Genomic DNA, 21,699 nt, shown 5'->3' on the forward strand with positions numbered 1-21,699 from the left:
CGGGTGGACTCCAGCTATTGAGATGATAGGGGATGGGTGGTGGGCGGATGGATTGCAGAGAAGCCCTTGTGGCGAGGGAGCTTGCTCCCGCTCGGTTGCGCAGCGACCGTAAGATCCTGGGGCCGCTGCGCCCGAAGCGTCGGACCGACCCAGCGGGAGCAAGCTCCCTCGCCACAGAAGCTCCCTCGCCAGTTTGCCAATGGGTACTGCCTCTCGATCAGCTATCATCCCGCGCGGGTTTCGTTATGGAGCATCCCTTTTGCGTATCGTCCTTTTACTGTCGGCCTGGTTGTTGAGCCTCGGCGCTTTCGCTGCGCCCAACGACGTCGCTACCCTGGACCGCAGCACCTGGCCTGAACAGCTCACCAGCCCGACGCTGTTCGATGTGGCTTCGCGGGCCGAGGTCCTGATGTTCGCCCGGGTATTGCTGGATGCCGATGCCATGGACGAAATAGCCCTCAAGCAATACCTGGGGCTGCGCTCGGTTAATATGGCCGCGGTGAACGCCTTGCGCGCAAGGCTATGGCAGCGCCTGCTTTCGAGCTACAACTTCGCCCAGCGCAGTTGCACGCTGGATGCCTCCTTCTGCTACCTCGTCGAGGACATGGCGACCCTGCGCGAAGAAGCGGCCCGGTTCCGGCTCGACGACAATTCCTATTACATCAAGTGGGCCGAGCCGAGCCGGATCTTTCATACGCAGTACCGCGACGAGCTGCTGCGCAAGGCTGCTCTGTTTCCCCAGGTCAGCAGCGAAGTAGAGCGTTTCGGCGATTACGAGCGCAACGGTGAGCAGATGAATGATCGACTCTTCTTGCTGACCTTCGACAGCGCTGCCAACGTCGCGCCGGACCACACGCCATGGCTGACCGAGTACCTGCGCAAGTCGAACATGAACGGCACGTTTTTTGTGCTGGGCAAGGACATCCAGGCGCGCCTGACAGACGGCTCGGCAAATGATCTCCAGACTCTGTTTGCTGGGCAATGCGTCGGGGTGCAGGGCTGGGAGTTCCGCTCCCACAGCCATTGGCAGGACTGGCAGGACTCGGTACGGCGCAGCGTTGACTTGGTCAAGGGCCGGCTGCCGGAGAATTACGTGCCCTTGTTCCGTCCGCCACAGGGCCAGCGTCGAGGCGATGCCCAGGCATTTTTCAGGAACCAGGGCCTGCAAGTGGCGCTATGGGATATCGATCCCCAGGACAGCACCAACCGCCTCAAGCCCGAGCAGAGTGCCCAGCGCGCGCTGACGCTGATGCTGTTGTGGCGCCACGGGGTCATCAACTTCAACGCCAAGCAGGACGCGGTGAAAACGGCGCTGCCCTGGCTCGTTACGCAAACGGCGCAAAGCGGGATCGGCTGGGAGGAGTGTCAGGACGCGTTTCGCTGAAAAAAAGGCAAAAGTCCCGTAAACATTGGGCGGGGCGGGAATCGGGTCGCGCATTCAGGGCGACCGGACTTCCGACTTTAACGGCGTCGGGGCAGTACGCCAAGGGTTATTCGTCACTCTGAAAAATAAACTTCAAAAAAGCGTCAAAGTGCTTTTTCCTGTCATCGTTTTTGGAGTATCAAGAAGTCAGACCGCCGAAACCTGCAACACAGGTGGCGTCTTCCAAGACCCAGATTGTGTGCAGTTCACCCGAAATCCTCGCGGGTGAATTCGGTGGCTACCTCGAGGCGCAGCACTGTCACGGTATTGCGTCGAATGGCCCCCACAAAGGTGACCGAGTATGGATGACCACGGACGTAGCCCTTCCTCCAACCAGCCAATCCTGTATGTACTCGATACCAACGTATTGATCCACGATCCAAACGCGCTTCTGAATTTCGAAGAACACCATGTTGCCCTGCCGATGACCGTCCTTGAAGAGCTGGACAAGCTCAAGAGTGGCCATCACAGCGTAGCGGCCGAATGTCGCCAGGCGATCCGCCTGATCGACAAGACCCTGGGCGACGCTTCCCCGGAAGACGTTGAGCTGGGCGTACCGATCCAGCGTGGCAAAAGCGGTCCCAAGGGCCTGCTTTCCATCCTGATGAGCAAACGCACCGAACCCAACCTGGTGCTGCCTGAACACCTGAACGACAACATCATCATCAACCAGTTGATCGACCTGCACGCGCGCAACAAGGATCAAGCCGTGGTGCTGGTGACCAAAGACATCAACATGCGCCTCAAGGCCCGCGCCTGCGGGATCGCGGCGGAGGACTACAGCACCGACCAACTGGTCGACGACGTATCGCTGTTGCCTAACGGCTACCACACCATGACCGGCTCCTTCTGGGACCGCGTGAGCAAGGTCGAGACCCGCCAGGACCATGGGCGCACCTGGCACCAGGTGCAACTGATCGACAACCTGCCGGCGGTGCACATCAACGAATTCATTATCGATGAACAAGGATTCGTCGGCTGGATCAAGGAAATCCAGATCGACAAGCTGCTGATCCTCGACCTGCACCAGGAACCCCTGCTGCATCAGGAGGCGTGGGGCCTCAAGCCTCGCGACATCTACCAGAGCCTGGCGCTGTTCGCCTTGCTCGACCCGGACATCCACTTGGTCAACCTGTCCGGCGCCGCCGGTTCCGGCAAGACGATCCTGGCCCTGGCCGCCGCCATCGAACAGACCATGGTCAGCAAGCGCTACCGGCGCATCATCGCCACTCGCAGCGTGCAGGGCCTGGACCAGGAAATCGGCTTCCTGCCCGGTACCGAAGCGGAAAAAATGGAGCCGTGGCTGGGTGCAATTACCGACAACCTCGAAGCCTTGCACATGGATGACGAGAGCACCCATGGCAGCGTCGACTACATCCTCAGCAAAGTGCCGTTGCAGTTCAAATCCCTCAACTACATCCGAGGCCGCAGCTTCCAGCAGAGCCTGATCCTGATCGACGAATGCCAGAACCTGACCCCACACCAGATGAAAACCATCATCACCCGTGCCGGCGCCGGTTCCAAAGTGGTGTGCCTGGGTAACCTGGCGCAGATCGACACCCCTTACCTGTCCGCGACCAGCTCCGGGCTGACCTACCTGACCGAACGCTTCAAGGACTTCCCCAACGGCGTCCACATCACCCTGCAGGGCGTACCGCGCTCGATCCTGGCCGAATACGCCGAATCTCATCTGTAACCCCAGCGAACCGGGCGGCTATCAAGGTCGCCCGGTTCTTCCATGCACCACATAACCCTGTGGGAGCGAGCCTGCTCGCGAATGCAGTATGTCAGCCAAATATTCTTATCTGATACACCGCCTTCGCGAGCAGGCTCGCTCCCACAAGGGATTTGCGGTAATAGATCCAAGTGGGTACGACAATCAACCCTGCCGGAATTTGACTCACAGGTTTACAATCGATGCTCCTGATCAGGAGTTACCCTGTGCTGACCCATCTCGATTCCCAAGGTCGCGCCAACATGGTCGACGTGACCGACAAGGCCGTGACGTTCCGTGAAGCCACCGCCGAAGCCTTTGTGCGCATGCTGCCCGATACTCTGCAAATGATCGTCAGCGGCGGCCATCCCAAGGGCGACGTGTTCGCCGTCGCGCGCATCGCCGGTATCCAGGCGGCAAAAAAAACCAGTGACCTGATCCCGCTCTGCCATCCGCTCATGCTCACCAGCGTCAAGGTCGAACTGACCGCCGAAGGCGAGGACCGGGTGCGCATCGTGGCCCGCTGCAAGCTGTCGGGACAGACCGGTGTCGAGATGGAGGCGCTCACCGCCGCCAGCCTCGCCGCGCTCACCCTCTACGACATGTGCAAGGCCGTAGACCGGGGCATGACCATCGAGGGCGTGCGTGTGCTGGAAAAACTCGGCGGCAAGAGCGGCCACTTCCAGGCGGATGCGTCATGAACATCACCGTGAAGTTCTTTGCCCGTTATCGCGAAGCACTCGGCGTGGATTCGCTGAAAGTGGAGGGCGTTTTCGCCACGGTTGACGATGTGCGCGCATTGCTCGCTCAGCGTGACGGAGCCGAAGTGCTGCGAGAGCAGAACCTGATGTGCGCCCGCAACGAAGACCTGTGCCAGCTCGATGAGCCGCTGGCGGACGGCGACGAAGTGGCCTTCTTCCCCACCGTGACCGGAGGCTGAGCCATGGCGATTCGGGTGCAGGCCGAGCCGTTCGACCCGGGGGCCGAGGTCAATGCGATGCAGGCAGCAAATGTCGGCGTCGGCGCCGTGGTGAGTTTTGTCGGCTACGTGCGCGACTTCAACGACGGCCTCGATGTGTCCGGGATGTTCCTCGAGCATTATCCGGGCATGACCGAAAAAGCCCTGGGCAAGATCGCCACCGAAGCCGAGCAGCGCTGGCCGCTGCTCAAGCTTGAGGTATTGCACCGCATCGGCGCCCTGGAACCGGGTGAGCCGATCGTTTTTGTCGGCGCCGCCAGCGCCCATCGCCAGGCGGCATTTGACGCCTGCGCCTTTGTCATGGACTACCTGAAGACCCGCGCACCGTTCTGGAAAAAGGAAAATACCGCCGACGGCCCGCGTTGGGTCGAGGGGCGGGACAGTGATCATGCGGCGGCGGATCGCTGGAAGCGGTAGGCAACCTGTTGAACTGCCAGTGTATCCAAGACAAAAAAAAAGCGCAGCCTGGTTGGGCTGCGCTTTCGGTACTGTGAAGACGGTTAAGGTCGCTTGCGCTCGACCGGCCGCAACAGATGAGTCGGCGGCATCTCGCAACTGATCTTGCGGCCCAGCAGTGCCTCGATCGAGGGTAACTGGTAGGAATCATCCTCGCCGGCGAAGCTGATCGAAACCCCGGCGGCCCCGGCACGACCGGTGCGGCCGATACGGTGCACGTAGTCGTCCGGCACTTCCGGCAGGGTGAAGTTGATCACGTGGCTGATGCCGTCAATGTGAATGCCGCGACCGGCCACGTCGGTGGCAACCAGCACGCGGATCTTACCTTCACGGAAACCTTCGAGTGTCTTGATGCGCTTGTGCTGCGGCACGTCGCCCGACAGTTGCGCGGCGTTGACGCCATCGCGCACCAGGCGTTCTTCGATGCGCCGCACTTCGTCCTTGCGGTTGGCGAAGACCATCACCCGCTCCCAACCGTTGTCATTGACCAGGTTGTAGAGCAGTTTGTACTTGTCGGCACCGGCGACCGCATAGATGTGCTGTTCGACATTTTCGCTGGCGACGTTTTCGGCTTCGATCTCGACGATTGCAGGATCGGTGGTCCATTGCTTGGCCAGGTTCATCACGTCTTCGGTGAAGGTGGCGGAGAACAGCAATGTCTGGCGTTCGTTTTTCGGCGGGGTCTGGCGAATGATCTGGCGTACCTGGGGGATGAAGCCCATGTCGAGCATTCGGTCGGCCTCGTCGAGCACCATCACTTCGACCATGTCCAGGTGCACGTCGCCGCGCTGGTTGAAGTCCAGCAGGCGGCCCGGCGTCGCCACGAGGATGTCGCAGTGGCGAGCCTCGAGGTGCTTGAGCTGCTTGTCGAAATCCATGCCGCCGACGAACGTCATCACGTTCAGGCCGGTGTACTTGGTCAGGTCGGCGGCATCCTTGGCGATCTGCACCACCAGCTCACGGGTTGGCGCGATGATCAGCGCCCGCGGCTCGCCCATGTAGCGTTCCTTGGGGGGCGGGGTCTGGAGCAACTGGGTGATGATCGAAATCAGGAACGCGGCGGTCTTGCCGGTGCCGGTTTGCGCACGACCGATAGCGTCCTTGCCGGCGAGGGTATAGCCCAGCACTTGCGCCTGGATCGGCGTGCAGTACGGGAAACCCAGGTCCTGGATGGCATGCATCAGCTCGGGGGCGAGCTTGAAATCGTGGAAGCGGGTCTTGCCTTCCTGGGGTTCTACGACGAAGTCTTCGAGCTTCCAGGCAACGACCGGCGGTTTGGGTGCGCGCTCGCGACGTGGCTTGGGGGCTTCGCTGCGTGGTCTTTCCGGCTCGGATGCCACCACAGGTTGCGCGACGGATGCGGTCGACGGCGATAGTTTTGCGTCCGCAACGGGGGCGGTCCGACGTGGTTGGTGCGCATCGGTGCGGCTCGCGCCGTGGACGGGGGCGCTGGCTTCAGGCGCGAGTTGCTCGGCCTCGCTTTTACCGAACATCTTCTTGAGTGCTTTGAGCACGGTCATCTCATCGGTTGGTTAAGGAATGTACGCCGGCCAGTGTAATGCAAGAAACGGGCGCGGCGTAGTGTGATCATCAAAGCGCTGGCGTGGCTATCTGCCTCTTAGCGCAAGCGTTCCGCCAGCCAGGTACCGATGTCGCGAATCTCCTCGGGTAACACTTCGTGGCCCATTGGGTATTCTTGCCATGTCACGGTGACACCATGCTGCTTCAGATACTCTTTGGCGGTCCGGCCCATCGGGTTGAGTACCACTTCGTCGTACTGTCCGTGCAGAGCCAGTACCGGAATGCGTTGCTGGCTGGCCGACAACTGCAATTCTTCGCCGAAAGTTGGCGCATAAGTGGACAGCGCAATCACGCCACCCAGCGGCCCCTGCCACTTGACGAATGCCGTGTGATAAACCACTGCTCCGCCTTGGGAAAAGCCTGCCAGGAAAATCCGCGAGGCGTCTATTCCGCTGGCTCGCTGGGTTTCCATCAGGTCGATGACCCGTTGCGCCGAGGCGTCCAGTTGTTGTTCGTCGATCGCCCGCGCCGGGCTCAAGGCCCGAATGTCATACCAGCTGGGCATGGCGTAGCCACCATTGATGGTCACCGGTTGCGTCGGCGCCTGGGGCAATACGAAGCGCGTGGTCAGCAGGCTTTGCTGCAGCATTTCGGCGACCGGCATGAAGTCGTAGCGATCGGCGCCCAGGCCGTGGAGCCAGATAACGCACGCATCGGCGGTGCTGGAGGGCTCGAGAATCAAGGGGTCGGTCATGGTGTGCTCCAAAAATGTGCGGGTGCGCTCAATCAGTGCCTGATTGCGGTGCGCGCCTGGTGCCTCAGTTAATTAGATGTCGCAATGCTACAAGTTTTTGTCTTGACGTCGCCAGTAACGGACAAGCGCAGCGGTGTGGTACGGGCTTTGCTATTGGTTTAGCCGAGTGATGATTCTTACGCAGCGCGGTAACACTATCAGCTCGACGCGACGCATGGGATATCAGAAATCCGGTGATGGATGTTCGCCAATAGCCGCTACGGGCTTCGCGAACGTGAAGGGCTACAGCCCGTTCGGCCGATTGGTGAGAAGTGAGTAAGGCGCCGTTTATAGCCGCTCTCATTTATTAGACTCATAGCGAAGGCCCAGACGTCGGTTGACCCTAAAAAAAGCCAACAAGGGTCGGCAATGCCTCAAAAGGGTGCGACAGGGTCCCAGCTCCGACACAACAAGAGCAAAACTGGAGGTTTGAATGAAGTTACTGAAATCCACCCTGGCAGTCGTGACTGCAGCAGCAGTTCTCGGTGTCAGCGGGTTCGCTCAGGCGGGTGCAACCCTGGATGCCGTGCAGAAGAAAGGTTTTGTGCAATGTGGTGTAAGTGATGGCCTGCCGGGTTTCTCGGTGCCTGATTCCACCGGCAAGATCGTGGGTATCGACGCTGACTTCTGCCGTGCCGTGGCCGCTGCGGTGTTTGGCGATGCGACCAAGGTCAAGTTCAGCCAGTTGAACGCCAAGGAGCGCTTCACCGCGCTGCAATCCGGCGAAATCGACATGCTGTCGCGCAACTCCACCATGACCAGCTCCCGTGATGCGGGCATGGGCTTGAAATTCCCGGGTTTCATTACCTACTACGACGGCATCGGCTTCCTGGCCAACAGCAAATTGGGCGTCAAGAGCGCCAAGGAACTGGACGGTGCAACCATCTGCATCCAGGCCGGTACCACCACCGAGCTGAACGTGTCCGACTACTTCCGCGCCAACGGCCTGAAGTACACCCCGATCACTTTCGACACCTCCGATGAAAGCGCCAAGTCGCTGGAATCCGGTCGTTGCGACGTGCTGACCTCCGACAAGTCCCAACTGTTCGCCCAGCGCAGCAAGCTGGCTTCGCCGAAGGACTACGTGGTCCTGCCGGAAACCATCTCCAAGGAGCCACTGGGCCCGGTCGTGCGTAACGGCGACGACGAGTGGCTGGCCATCGTGCGTTGGACTGGCTTCGCCATGCTCAATGCCGAAGAAGCAGGCGTGACTTCGAAGAACGTTGAAGCTGAAGCCAAGTCCACCAAGAACCCGGACGTCGCTCGTATGCTGGGCGCTGACGGTGAATACGGCAAAGACCTGAAACTGCCGAAAGACTGGGTCGTGCAGATCGTCAAGCAAGTCGGCAACTACGGTGAAATGTTCGAGCGCAACCTCGGCAAGGACACCCCGCTGCAGATCGATCGCGGTCTGAACGCTCTGTGGAACGCAGGCGGCATCCAATACGCACCACCAGTGCGCTGATGGTTCTATCACCCGGTGGGCCAACCACCGGGTGATGTTCTGTTCCATTCTTTGCGGGGCACTTCATGCAAAATTCAATCGGCGCACCTAAGCAGAGGCTCAGCCTCAGCGATCCACGAGTGCGTGCGTGGGTATTTCAGATCGTCACCATCGTGGCGGTTATTTCGCTGGGCTGGTTTCTGTTCGATAACACACAGACCAACCTGGAACACCGGGGCATCACGTCCGGTTTCGGCTTTCTGGAGCGCAGTGCCGGTTTCGGCATCGCCCAACACCTGATCGACTACACCGAAGCGGACAGTTATGCCCGCGTCTTTGTCATCGGTTTGCTCAACACCCTCCTGGTGACCTTCATTGGCGTGATTCTGGCGACCATCCTGGGGTTCATCATCGGCGTCGCACGCTTGTCGAAGAACTGGATAATCTCCAAGCTGGCGACCGTCTACGTGGAGGTCTTTCGTAACATCCCACCGCTGTTGCAGATCCTGTTCTGGTACTTCGCGGTATTCCTGACGATGCCGGGACCACGGGCTGCCCACAACTTCGGCGACACCTTCTTCGTCAGCAGCCGTGGCCTGAACATGCCGGCGGCGCTGGTGGCGGAAGGGTTCTGGCCGTTCGTGGCCAGCGTCGCGCTGGCGATCGTCGCCATCGTGCTGATGACCCGCTGGGCCAACAAGCGTTTCGAAGCAACGGGCGAGCCGTTCCATAAATTCTGGGTGGGCCTGGCGCTGTTCCTGGTGATCCCGGCGTTGTGCGCACTGATCTTCGGCGCGCCCGTGCATTGGGAAATGCCGCAGCTCAAGGGTTTCAACTTCGTCGGTGGCTGGGTTCTCATCCCGGAACTGCTGGCCTTGACCCTGGCGCTGACGGTGTACACCGCGGCGTTCATCGCCGAGATCGTGCGTTCTGGCATCAAGTCGGTCAGCCATGGCCAGACCGAGGCGGCTCACTCGCTGGGCCTGCGCAACGGTCCGACCCTGCGCAAGGTGATCATCCCGCAAGCCCTGCGCGTGATCATCCCGCCGCTGACCAGCCAATACTTGAACCTGGCGAAGAACTCTTCGCTGGCGGCCGGTATCGGTTATCCGGAAATGGTTTCGCTGTTTGCCGGCACGGTGTTGAACCAGACCGGTCAGGCCATCGAGGTGATCGCGATCACCATGAGCGTGTACCTGGCGATCAGTATCAGCATTTCCTTGCTGATGAACTGGTACAACAAGCGCATTGCGCTGATCGAGCGGTGAGGAAAAGCGCATGACATCCCATACTTTCAAACCTGATATGCCGCCACCGAGCAAAGTGTTCGGGCCGGTGGCATGGATGCGCGCAAACATGTTCTCCAGCTGGCTCAACACGCTGCTGACGTTGTTCGCGTTCTACCTGATCTACCTGATAGTTCCACCGATCCTCGGTTGGGCTATCCTCGATGCCAACTGGGTCGGCACCACCCAGGCCGACTGCACCAAGGAAGGCGCCTGCTGGGTGTTCATCCAACAGCGTTTCGGCCAGTTCATGTACGGCTATTACCCGACAGGCCTGCGCTGGCGCGTAGACCTGACGGTGTGGGCGGCAGTGCTTGGCGTGGCGCCGCTGTTCATCTCGCGCTTCCCGCGCAAGGCGATCTACGGCCTCAGCTTCCTGGTGCTGTACCCGATCATTGCCTGGTGCCTGCTGCACGGTGGCGTTTTCGGTCTGGATACCGTGGCGACCAGCCAGTGGGGCGGCCTGATGCTGACGTTGGTGATCGCCACCGTCGGTATCGTCGGTGCTCTGCCGCTGGGCATCGTCCTGGCCCTGGGCCGGCGCTCGAACATGCCGGCGATTCGCGTGGTCTGCGTGACCTTCATCGAGTTCTGGCGCGGTGTGCCGTTGATCACGGTGCTGTTCATGTCATCGGTGATGCTGCCGTTGTTCCTGCCTGAGGGCATGAACTTCGACAAGCTGCTGCGGGCACTGATCGGCGTGATCCTGTTCCAGTCGGCCTACGTGGCCGAAGTGGTGCGTGGCGGTCTGCAAGCGATTCCGAAGGGGCAATACGAAGCGGCCGCGGCGATGGGCCTGGGCTATTGGCGCAGCATGGGCCTGGTGATTCTTCCGCAGGCCCTGAAGATGGTGATCCCGGGGATCGTCAACACCTTCATCGCATTGTTCAAGGACACCAGCCTGGTGATCATCATCGGCCTGTTCGACTTGCTCAACAGCGTGAAACAAGCTGCCGCCGACCCGAAATGGCTGGGCATGGCCACTGAAGGCTATGTGTTTGCCGCCCTGGTGTTCTGGATTTTCTGTTTTGGTATGTCCCGCTATTCCATGCATTTGGAACGCAAGCTGGACACTGGCCACAAGCGTTAGGAGTTGACTCATGAGTGAAGCGATCAAACAGCCTGTGAGCCCTGAAGGCATTATTCAGATGCAGGGCGTGAACAAGTGGTACGGCCAGTTCCACGTGTTGAAAGACATCAACCTGAACGTCAAGCAGGGCGAGCGTATCGTCCTGTGCGGCCCTTCGGGTTCCGGCAAGTCCACCACCATCCGCTGCCTCAATCGCCTTGAAGAACACCAGCAGGGCCGCATTGTGGTCGACGGTGTCGAGCTGACCAACGACCTCAAGCAGATCGAAGCGATCCGCCGCGAAGTCGGCATGGTGTTCCAGCACTTCAACCTGTTCCCGCACCTGACCATCCTGCAGAACTGCACCCTGGCGCCGATGTGGGTGCGCAAGATGCCCAAGCGCAAGGCCGAGGAAATCGCCATGCATTATCTGGAGCGCGTACGCATTCCGGAACAGGCGCACAAGTACCCGGGCCAGCTCTCTGGCGGTCAGCAGCAGCGCGTGGCGATTGCCCGCGCCCTGTGCATGAAACCGAAGATCATGCTGTTCGACGAACCGACCTCGGCCCTCGACCCGGAAATGGTGAAAGAGGTTCTGGACACCATGATCGGCCTGGCCGAAGACGGCATGACCATGCTGTGCGTGACCCACGAGATGGGTTTCGCCCGCACCGTGGCCAACCGCGTGATCTTCATGGACAAAGGTGAAATCGTTGAACAGGCTGCGCCGAATGACTTCTTCGACAACCCGCAGAATGACCGTACGAAGTTGTTCCTGAGCCAGATCCTGCATTGATCGATCTCAGGCAGTGAAAATAGACCCGGACTTGTCCGGGTTTGTTTTTTTTCGGGTCAGGAATCCGCCGTGTCATGTTCCGGATGGCGACCCGACAACAGTTGCTGCAAATGGGCTTCGTCGTTCAGCGAGTGGACTTCAGCCATCAGGTGCGGATGCCGATCAAGCAGGCGCATCAGCACGATTAACGACTGAGCCGGGGTAACTTCGCCGCGTTCATAACGGGAGAACGCATTATGCCCGCCTCCGGATAGCAGCTTCACCGCGTCTTTTTGCGTGAGGTGCAGTTTGCGGCGGATGCGTTTGATTTCCGCACCTGTCGCCAGCGCGTAGTCTTCCAGCAATTGATCGCTGGCCCTGGAGTAACGTTCGGCGCTGTCAGTGTCGTGATCGAATTCGATTTCACCGCAGATCCGGCATTCCCATCCGGCAATATCGTGTACTTGCCGAGTCACCTGCCTGTAGTCGACCGTAAAGCTACGGCCTTTGAAGTGATGCATCGCCTCGATGCTGCCGCAGCTGACACATTGCTGGGGTTTCATTGGTTTTTCTCCTTGAAGGAGACCAAGGATTACCCATAAAGGGTAAATCTGACTAATCGAAAATTCGGATTCTTTGCCTCCGATAAAACGTAGGCGGTTGCCGTCCTACGCGAAGCTGACTAACATGTCAGAAAATTCATCCCATGATTGGATGAAAAGGCGAGCCCCATGTCAGAAATTTCCCCGCTAATAAAGCGCTCCCTGGTCGATCAAGCCCTGGAGCAACTGCGCCAACGCATCAGCGACGGCGTGTGGGCTGTCGGCCAGCGCCTGCCTACCGAGCCGGAATTGGTCGCCGAGCTAGGCATCAGCCGAAACACGGTGCGCGAAGCCATGCGCGTTCTGGCGTTTTCCGGATTGATCGAGATTCGTCAGGGCGACGGCAGTTACGTGCGTGCGGTCGTTGACCCGCTGGACACGCTCAAGGCGCTCTCCCGTTGTTCGTTGGAGCAGGCCCGGGAAACCCGGCACATCCTTGAAGTCGAGGCCATCGGCCTGGCGGCGCTACGGCGCACCGAGGACGATCTGCTTGCCTTGCGCCAGGCGCTGAAAACCAGCGGCGAGCATTATCACGGCGACCTGGAGCACTACATCGCCTGCGACCTGGTGTTCCATCGCCTGCTGGTGGACGCCGCGCACAACCCGGCCCTGAGCGAGCTGTATCGCTATTTCTCCAGCGTGATCGGCGCTCAATTGCGCCAAAGCCTCAATATCATTCCCCGCCATCAACACGTGTTCGACCTGCACATCGAAATCCTCGAAGCCGTCGAACGCCAGGATCCGGAGCGGGCCAAGGCCCTCTGTCGGCAGTTGATCAATGAACCCTGAACCCGAGCTTTCCATGTCCCGCGATCCGCTTGACCGCACTACCGCAACGCCGAACAAACGCGGCGCCGAACTCGAAGAATTGCTGATCGACGCCGAGGCGGACGACGAGCAGGCCCAGCAGAGCCAGTCGCTGGTGCGCCGGCCCTGGTTGCTGCTGCTAGGCCTTGTCCTGGTCGCGTTGAACCTGCGCCCGGCCTTGTCGAGCATGGCGCCGCTGCTCAGCGAAGTGTCGAAGAGCCTCGGCCTGTCGGCCGCCCAGGCCGGTCTGCTGACAACCCTGCCAGTGCTCTGCCTGGGCCTGTTCGCGCCATTGGCGCCAGTGCTGGCGCGCCGCTTCGGCGCTGAACGAGTGGTGCTCGGCATCCTGCTGACGCTGGCTGGCGGCATCATCCTGCGCAGCTCGTTCGGCCAGGTCGGCCTGTTCCCTGGCAGCATCCTCGCCGGTGCCAGTATCGGGGTGATCGGTGTGTTGCTGCCGGGCATCGTCAAGCGCGACTTCGCCAGGCAGGCCGGCACCATGACCGGTGTCTACACCATGGCGCTGTGCCTGGGTGCGGCGATGGCGGCCGGCGCGACGGTGCCATTGAGCGAGCACCTGGGCCATGACTGGGCCCTGGGCTTGGGCTTCTGGATGCTGCCGGCCCTGCTGGCCGCAGTGTTCTGGCTGCCGCAAGTGGGCCAGAAACACGGGGCGCATCAAGCGGCGTATCGTGTCCGCGGGTTGCTGCGTGATCCCCTGGCCTGGCAGGTGACCTTGTACATGGGGCTGCAATCGTCCCTGGCCTACATCGTGTTCGGCTGGTTGCCGTCAATCCTCATCGGCCGCGGGCTGACCCCGACCCAAGCGGGGCTGGTGCTGTCCGGCTCGGTAATCGTGCAGCTGGTCAGCTCTCTCGCGGCGCCCTGGCTGGCAACGCGCGGCAAAGACCAGCGCTTGGCGATCGTGATCGTCATGCTGATGGTGCTCGGCGGGCTGTTCGGCTGCCTCTACGCGCCCATCGAAGGGTTGTGGGGCTGGGCGATCCTGTTGGGCCTGGGGCAGGGCGCGACGTTCGCCCTGGCTCTGACGCTGATCGTGCTGCGCTCGCGCGACGCCCATGTGGCCGCCAACCTCTCCGGCATGGCCCAGGGTTTTGGTTATACGCTGGCGTCATTGGGGCCGTTCGCGGTCGGCGTGGTACATGACTTGACCGGCGGCTGGAATGCCCTGGGCTGGATCTTTGGCCTGGTTGGCCTGGGCGCGATCATCGCCGGCCTCGGCGCCGGCCGGGCGTTGTATGTCGGTGTCGTCAGCGAAAGAGTCGGCGAGCTTCGCTGATATCATTTTCATAGCGAATGACGATAGTGTTCCTCGCGGCGGCAGATTATCGTGCAGGCCTTACTGAAACGATTTCCGGAGTCCGTCCATGAGCGATGCCCACACAGCCCTGATCACCCGGTTCTACCAGGCATTCCAGCGCCTCGATGCCGAGGCCATGAGCGCCTGCTACACCGATGACGTGGTGTTCAGTGATCCGGCCTTCGGCGAACTGCGTGGGCGCGATGCCGGCGACATGTGGCGCATGCTCACCACGCGGGCCAAGGATTTTTCCCTGACGTTCGATAACGTGCGCAGCGACGAACGTTCCGGCGGTGCCCATTGGGTGGCGACTTATCTGTTCAGCCAGACCGGCAACACAGTGGTCAACGACATCCAGGCGCGCTTCGTGTTTCGTGACGGCAAGATCTGCGAGCACCACGATCATTTCGACCTGTGGCGCTGGTCGCGCCAGGCCTTGGGCACCAAAGGCCTGCTGTTGGGCTGGACACCGCTGGTGCGCAACGCCGTTCGCGCCCAGGCGCTCAAGGGGCTGCGGGCGTTCCAGGCCAGTCGCTGATAAGATCGCGGCTTGTTACCATCGCGGCTGTTGAATATTTCCGTGACCACCATCGAATCATCCCCCGGCCTCGCCGCCCCCGCCCCCGCCACGCCCGAACCGGCCAAGCCCTGGTTCGTCTATCTGGTGCGCGCCGCCAACGGCTCGCTGTACTGCGGCATCAGCGATGACCCGGTGCGGCGTTTCGCCAAGCATCAGAGCGGCAAGGGCGCGCGTTTCTTTCTCTCCAGCCCGGCGGTCGCGCTGGTCTATACCGAGGCCTGCCGTGACAAGGGCGAGGCGTTGCGGCAGGAGCGGTTGATCAAGAAGTTGAGAAAAAAAGCCAAGGAAGTTTTGGTTGGGGGCTATAGCTCTGGCGCGTGACTAAATCTCTATTGTCTGCAGTTAAAGTTTTAATGGCCAGCGCCCAACAATGTTGAGCACCGGCTTAAATGTAGTGTATGTCAGTGTCTGGTATTCCTAGATTTCATAAGTGGCTGGAACTAAAAGAGCCTCAAATGTCGCCGAAAATACTTCACAGCCCCCCAGCTGTTACGGCCGATCGTGCCGCGACAAAAGTTTCCTACAATGCGGTCATAATGAAAGCCTTCATTATGTATCGTGTTGATTAAATCGCTGAAGCGCATGGTGTCGATTGGGCGAACTATGTCCGCATTTAACGTTTTTGAGATATAGACCAGATCTGCCTGGTAGTTTGTGGATAGCATGCCGCTCTCAAGGTGCGACGCAGCTTTATATTCGGAGAGTATGTAATCCGGGATATCCGTGGCTCCGGGGGCGTATCTGTAAGGAGTTCGGTTATTCACCAGATCAGCCCACGACGAACCTTTATCCCCAGCTTGCGTCCCTAAACCTGAGCGAAACTGTACGTCGGTCTTAGGCAATGGTTTGAGCATGTAACGACCTCGCGCAAATCCATGCGCGTCTATGAGCAGAGTTCGGCTGTTTGGTCCACCAACATACATCTCATAGCTCGATATTAAGGCTTGCTCTCCAGCAACACCCTTGACAGTGCCAGTAACTGCCTGTCCTGCTGGGAGCCTCCCCCCACGAGGTATGAATTTTTGTACTCCCTGTCGAAGTCCTCTAGAGACCGCCTTAGCCATTGCGCCACCCACCCCGACGGCGACATTTGCAAGTCCCGTGCCCATAGAAATCCAACCCAATCTTTCCGACAGTTCTGGATCGCTTTCCTGAGTGGCTGCCGCGGCAATTCCAAATGCTCCTGATACAGTGGCCAATCCTACGGTAGCGCCGGTCATTACAGTTCCCCCGGTAACACGGGTGAGGATAAGGCCGATGGCAAATCCGTAGAGCGCATTGAGGGTAGCTACCTGTGTAGGGGTAAATAGGGGGCTAGTGGTGCTCATGACTTCCTTCCGGACGATCCGCGCGTGACCGCTGGGGTCGCTGAAGTTGATCGGGTTATTTTCGCAGTAGCAATAGCCATTGAGGCCACCCTCATCAAAGGGGCTGAAGATGTCTGGTGCTTGAAAGCATTGATTCACCGGGTCGTAGACACGGTAACCATTACCGAGGGGGTACGTGCCTGTGACCCGGTCAATCGGTTGACCATTGAAACCCAGCCAACTGGGCTTGGTCCTGTCATCGGGCCGATAGCCAAAAGGCGTGTACGCAAAGAAAGTCGGCGAATTGTCAGAAAGGTTATAGCTGGCGACCAGGGTGCCATGTGCATCCTTGATCTCGAAGCTGTTGGAAATGCTGGCCTCCCCCTTGCTGTTCTCCAGCGTCTGTTGTTGGAGGACGCAGGCGCTGCTGTCGTTCAGGAGCGACAAAGTCCGATAATACTGCTCTCCATCAATCTGCAGCTCAGCTTTACGAGCATATTGGTAGTGGTCCTTGTAATAGTACTGCTCGGAATAATCAGCTCCAGAGCACGCGACCTGTCTGCCCGAAGGGTCATATATGTATTCGTAGCTGGTGTCGGGAATTTGTGTTTTCAGATTACCCAATCTCGATGCCTGGTTGTAGCGTAGGGTTTTTCCGTGACTGTCTTTATGTAGACGGCCCAGTTCGTCGTACGTGAATGTTGTAGGCGGATAATTCTCTGCGGAGTGAGAGATAGACTTCAGCTGGGTGTAGTCAGTCTCATCATACGTATATTTAGTAGTGTTCTCGCCTTGTGCAAAAATACTGCTGCATTCGCTGATATTGCCAAATGCATCGTAAACAAACGTTTGCTCATTTAAAGAGTTTCCTTGAGGGTCAAGCGGTACCTCGCTGCCAGAACACCAATAGCGCTCGAGACGCCCTTCAGGGGTATAGCTGAATTCTTCCCGGCGCAGCAGCTCTTCATTCGCGAGCATTTCCGTGCTGGCCAACCACCCACCTTGATAGGTTCGCTTGATTGCAAGCTCCGCAAAACCTTCAACAGTGAAGCGGCGTTCGCTTTCGCGCAGTTGTTCATCGTAGGTGTAGGCGATGGCCATACAGCGTCCGCTGTCTATGTCTGTGACGGTTTCCTCACTCAAGGCGCCGCTGTCGTCGTAGCTTAAACTTGTTATCACCTTATCGCTCGATGATCCCGTGGGGCGCCCTAGCGAGTCGTACTCATATTTTGTTGTATGGCCAAAGGCATCCTTGCATTCAAGCAACACACCGCCTAACGAATATGTAAAACAGGCCTCAGTCAAGGTTGTGTCTGGATAACCGGTAGCCTTTTCAGTAACCTTGCCGGTGTATCTATCGTAACTCGACTCGAAGCTTGGTGTCTGGGTCGGCTGGAAGACGTCGGAGGGTGTAAGACTGCTTGCCCCCAATGAACTATCACCTGCGTAGTTATAGGTATAGGTCTGCTGTCTTCCACCGACCTGTACTTCATTGAGACGTCCTAAACCATCGAATTTACGCTTACCGAATGTATGAGCCTCTGTGTCCTCAGGTGTCTGAATACTCGCAGACGCGACCGCCATTACGGGGGCATGTGCTGGGTAACCGTAACAGGTCACCGTACCTGCGTGAGTCATGCTGATCATGCGGCCAAAATGATCATAGTCATATTGGCTATTTTCGCCGGTGGACGAGACTTCCTCGCTTAAACGGCCCCAGGCGTCATAGGCGCTGATTGTTTTTTGCGCTACTGTTTCTCCACTGATTTTCTCGTCAGTTTCTTTGTCAATTTTTACTACTGTACTGAAGAACTCATTTTCCTGTATCTGCCCACCTTTCCCGTCATCCTTGATCCGGGTGCGGACGCCGCTGGAGTAGTCTCCCCATTCCCGCCATTGCTTGGACTCGCGTGAAATCGGGTCGTAATCGAAACAGGTGGCACCCGCGCCGTCGAGCTGAATCTTCGAGCGTTGGCCCCAGTCGTTGTAGGTTGTGACCAGTTGACTTTCAAACAATAATCTACCGTCCGGACGGTAGTCGTACTCTGTGGTCTGTTTTTCGCGACCCAGTTCGTCATAGGTCGTGCTGGACAAAGTACGCCAATCGTTGATACCCCAAATATAGTGTTTCGTACTTACGATTCTCCCCAGGGCATCGAACTCCTCCCGATACTCCTCTGATTTACCCTTCTCATTCGTAGGGGTAAAAGTTGAGCGGCACTGGAGGCCGTTTTCAGTGTAGTAAGTAAAACCGGTTCTACTGCGCAGTTCATCGCTTTGATAGAAATCATTTTTACCGATCAGGCGGCCCATATAGTCGTACTCATAGTACGTTTCGTTACCGAGACTATCGACGGTCATGATCACTTCTGCGGTGAGCGCTGAAACTGTCTGGCTGGTAATGACGGGGATATTTTCCGCCGTTGTCAGGGTGCTGGTGGTGGTCAAATTGCGGCCTTGAAGTTTGTACTGCCTTGTGATTGTCTGGCCAGAAAGCGGCACCTCTTTGCCTTGGCTATCGAGGATCTGCTGGGTAATGGACTTCACTCGGCCGAAGGAGTCTGGGGCGTTGATGTCGGTGTAGTACGCCGTCGTTTCCAGCGTCATTGCGCCGTCCTGCCAGGAATTCAGTTTGACGTAATCGTCGGTTACAGGGTCGAGAACTGTAAGTTTTATCGAAGGCTTAATCGCCGGGCCGGCAAGTGTAGGATCCTTTGTCGGCACCTCAGTGTATCCATAGAAAGTCCACTTGAGATCGACGCGCTTGTCATCGCGTTTTGTATAGACTTTTTCGGATTCGACAAACACCTTGAAAAGGTTCGGGTCTCCTAGGGGGATAATGTCGATGGGTAAGTTGTAGTCTTGTTTTCCGTTAATGCCGTAGGAGTAAGCGCGGTGATGGACAGTAGCGTCGTAGTCAATCGTCCCATAGGTGAACCCTTGACTGACTTGCTTCTTATCAGTCACCAACGGCAGTATCATGTCATCGAGGAGATATCCCACAAGACCCTGCGAGTTGCCTTGCTCGCGCATGAGGATATGTTCTTCCTTGAAAGCTTTGTAATAAGTCCATTCGGTGGTGATACCATTTTCTGTTGTACGGATCAGGTTTCCGGCCGTGTCCAATATTGATGTGGATGTTTCCGTCCTTGATGTTTCTTTATTTTTGTAGGTGTGTTGGGTTGTGTTGACTAGTTCTTTCTCTTCCTTGTGGTGCTCGCTTGTCATTTCGATTGTATGTGTGCAGTCGCCTAGAGTGTGGATCTCGCTGGTTTGAACGCCGTCGGAGTTGTAATGAAAGGCTGTGGTGCTTGGCGTTCCCTCAGTCATATTTGTACGCGTGGTGATATTTTCCTCGTATGAATAGTCGCATTTGCTTGTCAGTATGCCACTGGCGCTTAATGTATGGCAGGCTACTTTCCAGTCAGTGCCGTAAGAGATCTCTTCTCGCAGGCCTGATGGATGTTCAATTGAACAGAGCGCGCTGTATTTTTTATCGTCGCGGAAATTATACTTGAATGTTTTTGTGGCGAGTGTGCTAGATGCCTTGACTATTTTGGCTTCTGTCAGGCTTGTATTTTGGGTGTCGATTTTGAATTCATGTTTGTAACTTTCCTGTGTGCCTGGGTAAAGTTCGAAGGTGACAAGGTCTTGGGAGTATGAGACATTTAATAATATTGCGCTTTCGTCCTTTATGGACTTTAGCCGGGGTGGATAGGGTTGGACTGGGTTGTTGACTTTCGTATCTTCCCATTCTATCGTTAGCGAAAGTCCCAGCGCAGATATGATTTTTTCAGGAATGTAGTCAGTTATAACTATGTCAGTTTCAGTGTCAGGTCTGATACTGCCTTTTTTAATAAAGTGCAGGTGAGGAACTAGTCTCTCAGTTGTTCCATCTTTATGTACGACGGTAGGGTGTCGTGGGTCGCTGCCTCGTTCCAGCGTGAAGGCCGGATGGTATAAGTCGTTCTGATCTGTCGTCCACACCCCGCCGGTTGAAAGATATAGAGTGCTGAAGCGGCTTTGCCCGTTAGTGTGAAGGTGGGTAAAGCGCAGTGCCCAGTTTCCAAGGTGGTCGTCGTATAGCTCTGGAGAGTAAAAGAGATTGAGGTCCAAAAACGGTCCGCGGCCTTCGTTACCGACTATTGATGCGATAGGTAAGTAAATATGAAATTGGCCTGTTCGAGGGTCGACTTCATGTATTTGAGGGCTTTGGGTGTCGAAAAGCGGATATTTTGTGATGTCCATGGCTCATTACCTCTTCGTGAAGGGGTTATAGAGGATTGAAATGAAGTAGCCCAAGCATTGCTGACTTCTCAGTCGTTCTCGGGTATGGAAAAATCTTAGGCGGCATGTAATGGGGAGTGAACTGTCAGAAATACTAGTTGTTTAGCTTAAAAAGAAATTAAGGCTATAACCGGATTGGTTTTACAGATCGGTCACTTTCATCCGACGTTGCTCAACCACTGATGCTCATGGCGCAGTATTCATCAATCCGATTGGGTAGGCCGTTTACCCTTTGCACGCTAAGCTGGTTGTTCCTACGTCCGACGGACTCCAGCATGTCAGAACTGATCCTCCATCATTACCCAACCTCCCCATTCGCAGAAAAAGCCCGCCTGCTGCTGGGTTTCAAAGGCCTGTCCTGGCGTTCGGTAGGTATCCCGCCAATGATGCCCAAGCCGGACCTGACGGCCTTGACCGGCGGTTACCGCAAGACGCCGGTGTTGCAGATCGGCGCGGACATCTACTGCGACACGGCGTTGATAGCTCGGCGACTTGAGCAGCAGAAAGCCTCCCCGGCGCTGTTTCCCGAGGGCCGGGAAATGATCGCTGCGTCCTTTGCCGCATGGGCGGATTCGGTGGTGTTTCAGCATGCCGTAAGCCTGGTGTTCCAACCGGAATCGGTGGCGGTGCGTTTTGCCAAGTTGCCGCCCGAGGCGATCAAGGCGTTCATCAGCGACCGTGTCGGGCTGTTCAGTGGCGGCACGGTCACGCGTCTATCCGCCGAGCAGGCCAAGCACCAGTGGCCTGTGATCATGGCGCGCCTGGAGCAGCAGTTGCAGCGTGAAGAGGGCGACTTCCTGCTGGGCGATCCGTCGATTGCCGACTTTGCCATGGCCCACCCGCTGTGGTTTCTCAAGGGCACGCCTGTCACTTCACCTTTGGTGGATGCTCATCCGGCGGTATCGGCGTGGCTGGCGCGGGTGTTGGGTTTCGGCCATGGCGCGTCGAGCCAGATGAGTTCCGAAGAGGCCTTGGAGGTGGCTCGCAATGCGATGCCGGCAGCGCTGCCGGATGAGTCATTCGAGGAGCCGAACGGGTTTGTGGCGGGGCAGCGGGTGAACATTGCGGCGACTGATTACGGTGTCGATCCGGTGGTTGGGGAGTTGTTGTTTGCCGGTAGCGAAGAATTGATTCTGCGTCGTCAGGACGAGCGTGGCGGGGTGGTGCATGTGCACTTTCCGCGGTTCGGGTTTCGCATCGAGGCGGTCTGATTTTTCATGAGGTGGTGACTGGTCTACGGCTTTCGCGAGCAGGCTCGCTCCCACATGGATCTGTGGTGGGTATTGGATTGTTTGCCGCAATCACTGTGGGAGCGAGCTTGCTCGCGATGGGGCC

At 57.9% G+C, this 21,699-nt stretch carries 18 protein-coding genes; 14 read left to right on the forward strand and 4 right to left on the reverse strand.

Going from position 1 to position 21,699, the window contains the following annotated elements:
* The first annotated feature begins 259 nt into the window (after positions 1–259).
* The 5 genes from J3P97_RS04830 to moaE all read left to right on the forward strand — a co-directional run bounded on the left by J3P97_RS04830 (position 260) and on the right by moaE (position 4,533).
* Positions 260–1,384 carry a polysaccharide deacetylase family protein gene (locus tag J3P97_RS04830; RefSeq protein ID WP_434569715.1) on the forward strand — a complete coding sequence of 375 codons (1,125 nt, stop codon included), beginning with the start codon at positions 260–262 and terminating at the stop codon, positions 1,382–1,384.
* 340 nt (positions 1,385–1,724) lie between these two features.
* Positions 1,725–3,119, forward strand: coding sequence for a PhoH family protein (locus tag J3P97_RS04835; protein WP_434673590.1), 1,395 nt, complete (start codon positions 1,725–1,727; stop codon positions 3,117–3,119).
* Positions 3,120–3,364: 245 nt separating this feature from the next.
* Positions 3,365–3,838: a cyclic pyranopterin monophosphate synthase MoaC gene (gene moaC, locus J3P97_RS04840; protein ID WP_434673591.1), complete on the forward strand. Its 474-nt coding sequence runs from the start codon at positions 3,365–3,367 to the stop codon at positions 3,836–3,838.
* Complete coding sequence (locus tag J3P97_RS04845; protein WP_305496595.1) at positions 3,835–4,077, forward strand: MoaD/ThiS family protein; 243 nt, start codon at positions 3,835–3,837, stop codon at positions 4,075–4,077. The genes moaC and J3P97_RS04845 overlap by 4 nt, the downstream gene beginning before the upstream one ends.
* Positions 4,078–4,080: 3 nt before the next feature.
* The gene (moaE, locus tag J3P97_RS04850; protein ID WP_305496593.1) at positions 4,081–4,533 is read left to right on the forward strand and encodes a molybdopterin synthase catalytic subunit MoaE; all 453 of its coding nucleotides are present in this window, start codon (positions 4,081–4,083) and stop codon (positions 4,531–4,533) included.
* An 83-nt stretch (positions 4,534–4,616) separates the two neighbouring features.
* Here moaE and rhlB read toward each other — a convergent pair whose 3' ends face one another.
* Both rhlB and J3P97_RS04860 read right to left on the reverse strand, forming a co-directional pair.
* Entirely contained in the window at positions 4,617–6,092 is a 1,476-nt protein-coding gene (rhlB, locus tag J3P97_RS04855) for an ATP-dependent RNA helicase RhlB (RefSeq protein WP_434673592.1), read from the reverse strand.
* 98 nt (positions 6,093–6,190) lie between these two features.
* Positions 6,191–6,847 (reverse strand): alpha/beta hydrolase, encoded by a 657-nt coding sequence (locus J3P97_RS04860; RefSeq protein ID WP_434653596.1) that lies wholly within the window; start codon positions 6,845–6,847, stop codon positions 6,191–6,193.
* A 472-nt stretch (positions 6,848–7,319) separates the two neighbouring features.
* On the opposite strand from J3P97_RS04860, the gene J3P97_RS04865 reads away from it, so the two are divergent.
* From J3P97_RS04865 to J3P97_RS04880, 4 genes are all read left to right on the forward strand, one after another.
* Positions 7,320–8,351, forward strand: a complete 1,032-nt coding sequence (locus J3P97_RS04865; RefSeq protein ID WP_053124867.1) for an amino acid ABC transporter substrate-binding protein — start codon at positions 7,320–7,322, stop codon at positions 8,349–8,351.
* Between the two features lie 65 nt (positions 8,352–8,416).
* Complete coding sequence (locus tag J3P97_RS04870; RefSeq protein ID WP_434673593.1) at positions 8,417–9,598, forward strand: amino acid ABC transporter permease; 1,182 nt, start codon at positions 8,417–8,419, stop codon at positions 9,596–9,598.
* A gap of 10 nt (positions 9,599–9,608) precedes the next feature.
* On the forward strand, positions 9,609–10,706 hold the full coding sequence (locus J3P97_RS04875) for an amino acid ABC transporter permease (RefSeq protein WP_186705160.1): 1,098 nt from the start codon (positions 9,609–9,611) through the stop codon (positions 10,704–10,706).
* Positions 10,707–10,716: 10 nt separating this feature from the next.
* Positions 10,717–11,481 (forward strand): amino acid ABC transporter ATP-binding protein, encoded by a 765-nt coding sequence (locus J3P97_RS04880; RefSeq protein ID WP_003178331.1) that lies wholly within the window; start codon positions 10,717–10,719, stop codon positions 11,479–11,481.
* Between the two features lie 56 nt (positions 11,482–11,537).
* On the opposite strand, the gene J3P97_RS04885 is transcribed toward J3P97_RS04880, so the two are convergent.
* Positions 11,538–12,023, reverse strand: a complete 486-nt coding sequence (locus J3P97_RS04885; protein WP_434673594.1) for a type II toxin-antitoxin system MqsA family antitoxin — start codon at positions 12,021–12,023, stop codon at positions 11,538–11,540.
* A 168-nt stretch (positions 12,024–12,191) separates the two neighbouring features.
* Here J3P97_RS04885 and J3P97_RS04890 point away from each other — a divergent pair, with 168 nt between their 5' ends.
* From J3P97_RS04890 to J3P97_RS04905, 4 genes are all read left to right on the forward strand, one after another.
* The gene (locus J3P97_RS04890) at positions 12,192–12,851 is read left to right on the forward strand and encodes a FadR/GntR family transcriptional regulator (RefSeq protein WP_434673595.1); all 660 of its coding nucleotides are present in this window, start codon (positions 12,192–12,194) and stop codon (positions 12,849–12,851) included.
* Entirely contained in the window at positions 12,841–14,169 is a 1,329-nt protein-coding gene (locus tag J3P97_RS04895; protein WP_434673596.1) for a CynX/NimT family MFS transporter, read from the forward strand. Before J3P97_RS04890 ends, J3P97_RS04895 begins: the two co-directional genes overlap by 11 nt.
* Positions 14,170–14,257: 88 nt before the next feature.
* Positions 14,258–14,728 (forward strand): nuclear transport factor 2 family protein, encoded by a 471-nt coding sequence (locus tag J3P97_RS04900; protein WP_434569706.1) that lies wholly within the window; start codon positions 14,258–14,260, stop codon positions 14,726–14,728.
* Between the two features lie 42 nt (positions 14,729–14,770).
* Positions 14,771–15,091 carry a GIY-YIG nuclease family protein gene (locus J3P97_RS04905; protein ID WP_434673597.1) on the forward strand — a complete coding sequence of 107 codons (321 nt, stop codon included), beginning with the start codon at positions 14,771–14,773 and terminating at the stop codon, positions 15,089–15,091.
* A 119-nt stretch (positions 15,092–15,210) separates the two neighbouring features.
* Here the strand turns inward: J3P97_RS04905 and J3P97_RS04910 are convergent, their stop codons facing one another.
* Complete coding sequence (locus tag J3P97_RS04910; RefSeq protein WP_434673598.1) at positions 15,211–20,325, reverse strand: RHS repeat-associated core domain-containing protein; 5,115 nt, start codon at positions 20,323–20,325, stop codon at positions 15,211–15,213.
* A 314-nt stretch (positions 20,326–20,639) separates the two neighbouring features.
* Here J3P97_RS04910 and J3P97_RS04915 point away from each other — a divergent pair, with 314 nt between their 5' ends.
* Positions 20,640–21,575: a glutathione S-transferase family protein gene (locus J3P97_RS04915; RefSeq protein WP_434673599.1), complete on the forward strand. Its 936-nt coding sequence runs from the start codon at positions 20,640–20,642 to the stop codon at positions 21,573–21,575.
* Positions 21,576–21,699 lie beyond the last annotated feature (124 nt).

It is taken from the genome of Pseudomonas sp. R1-15 (assembly GCF_051132085.1).
GTDB lineage: Bacteria > Pseudomonadota > Gammaproteobacteria > Pseudomonadales > Pseudomonadaceae > Aquipseudomonas.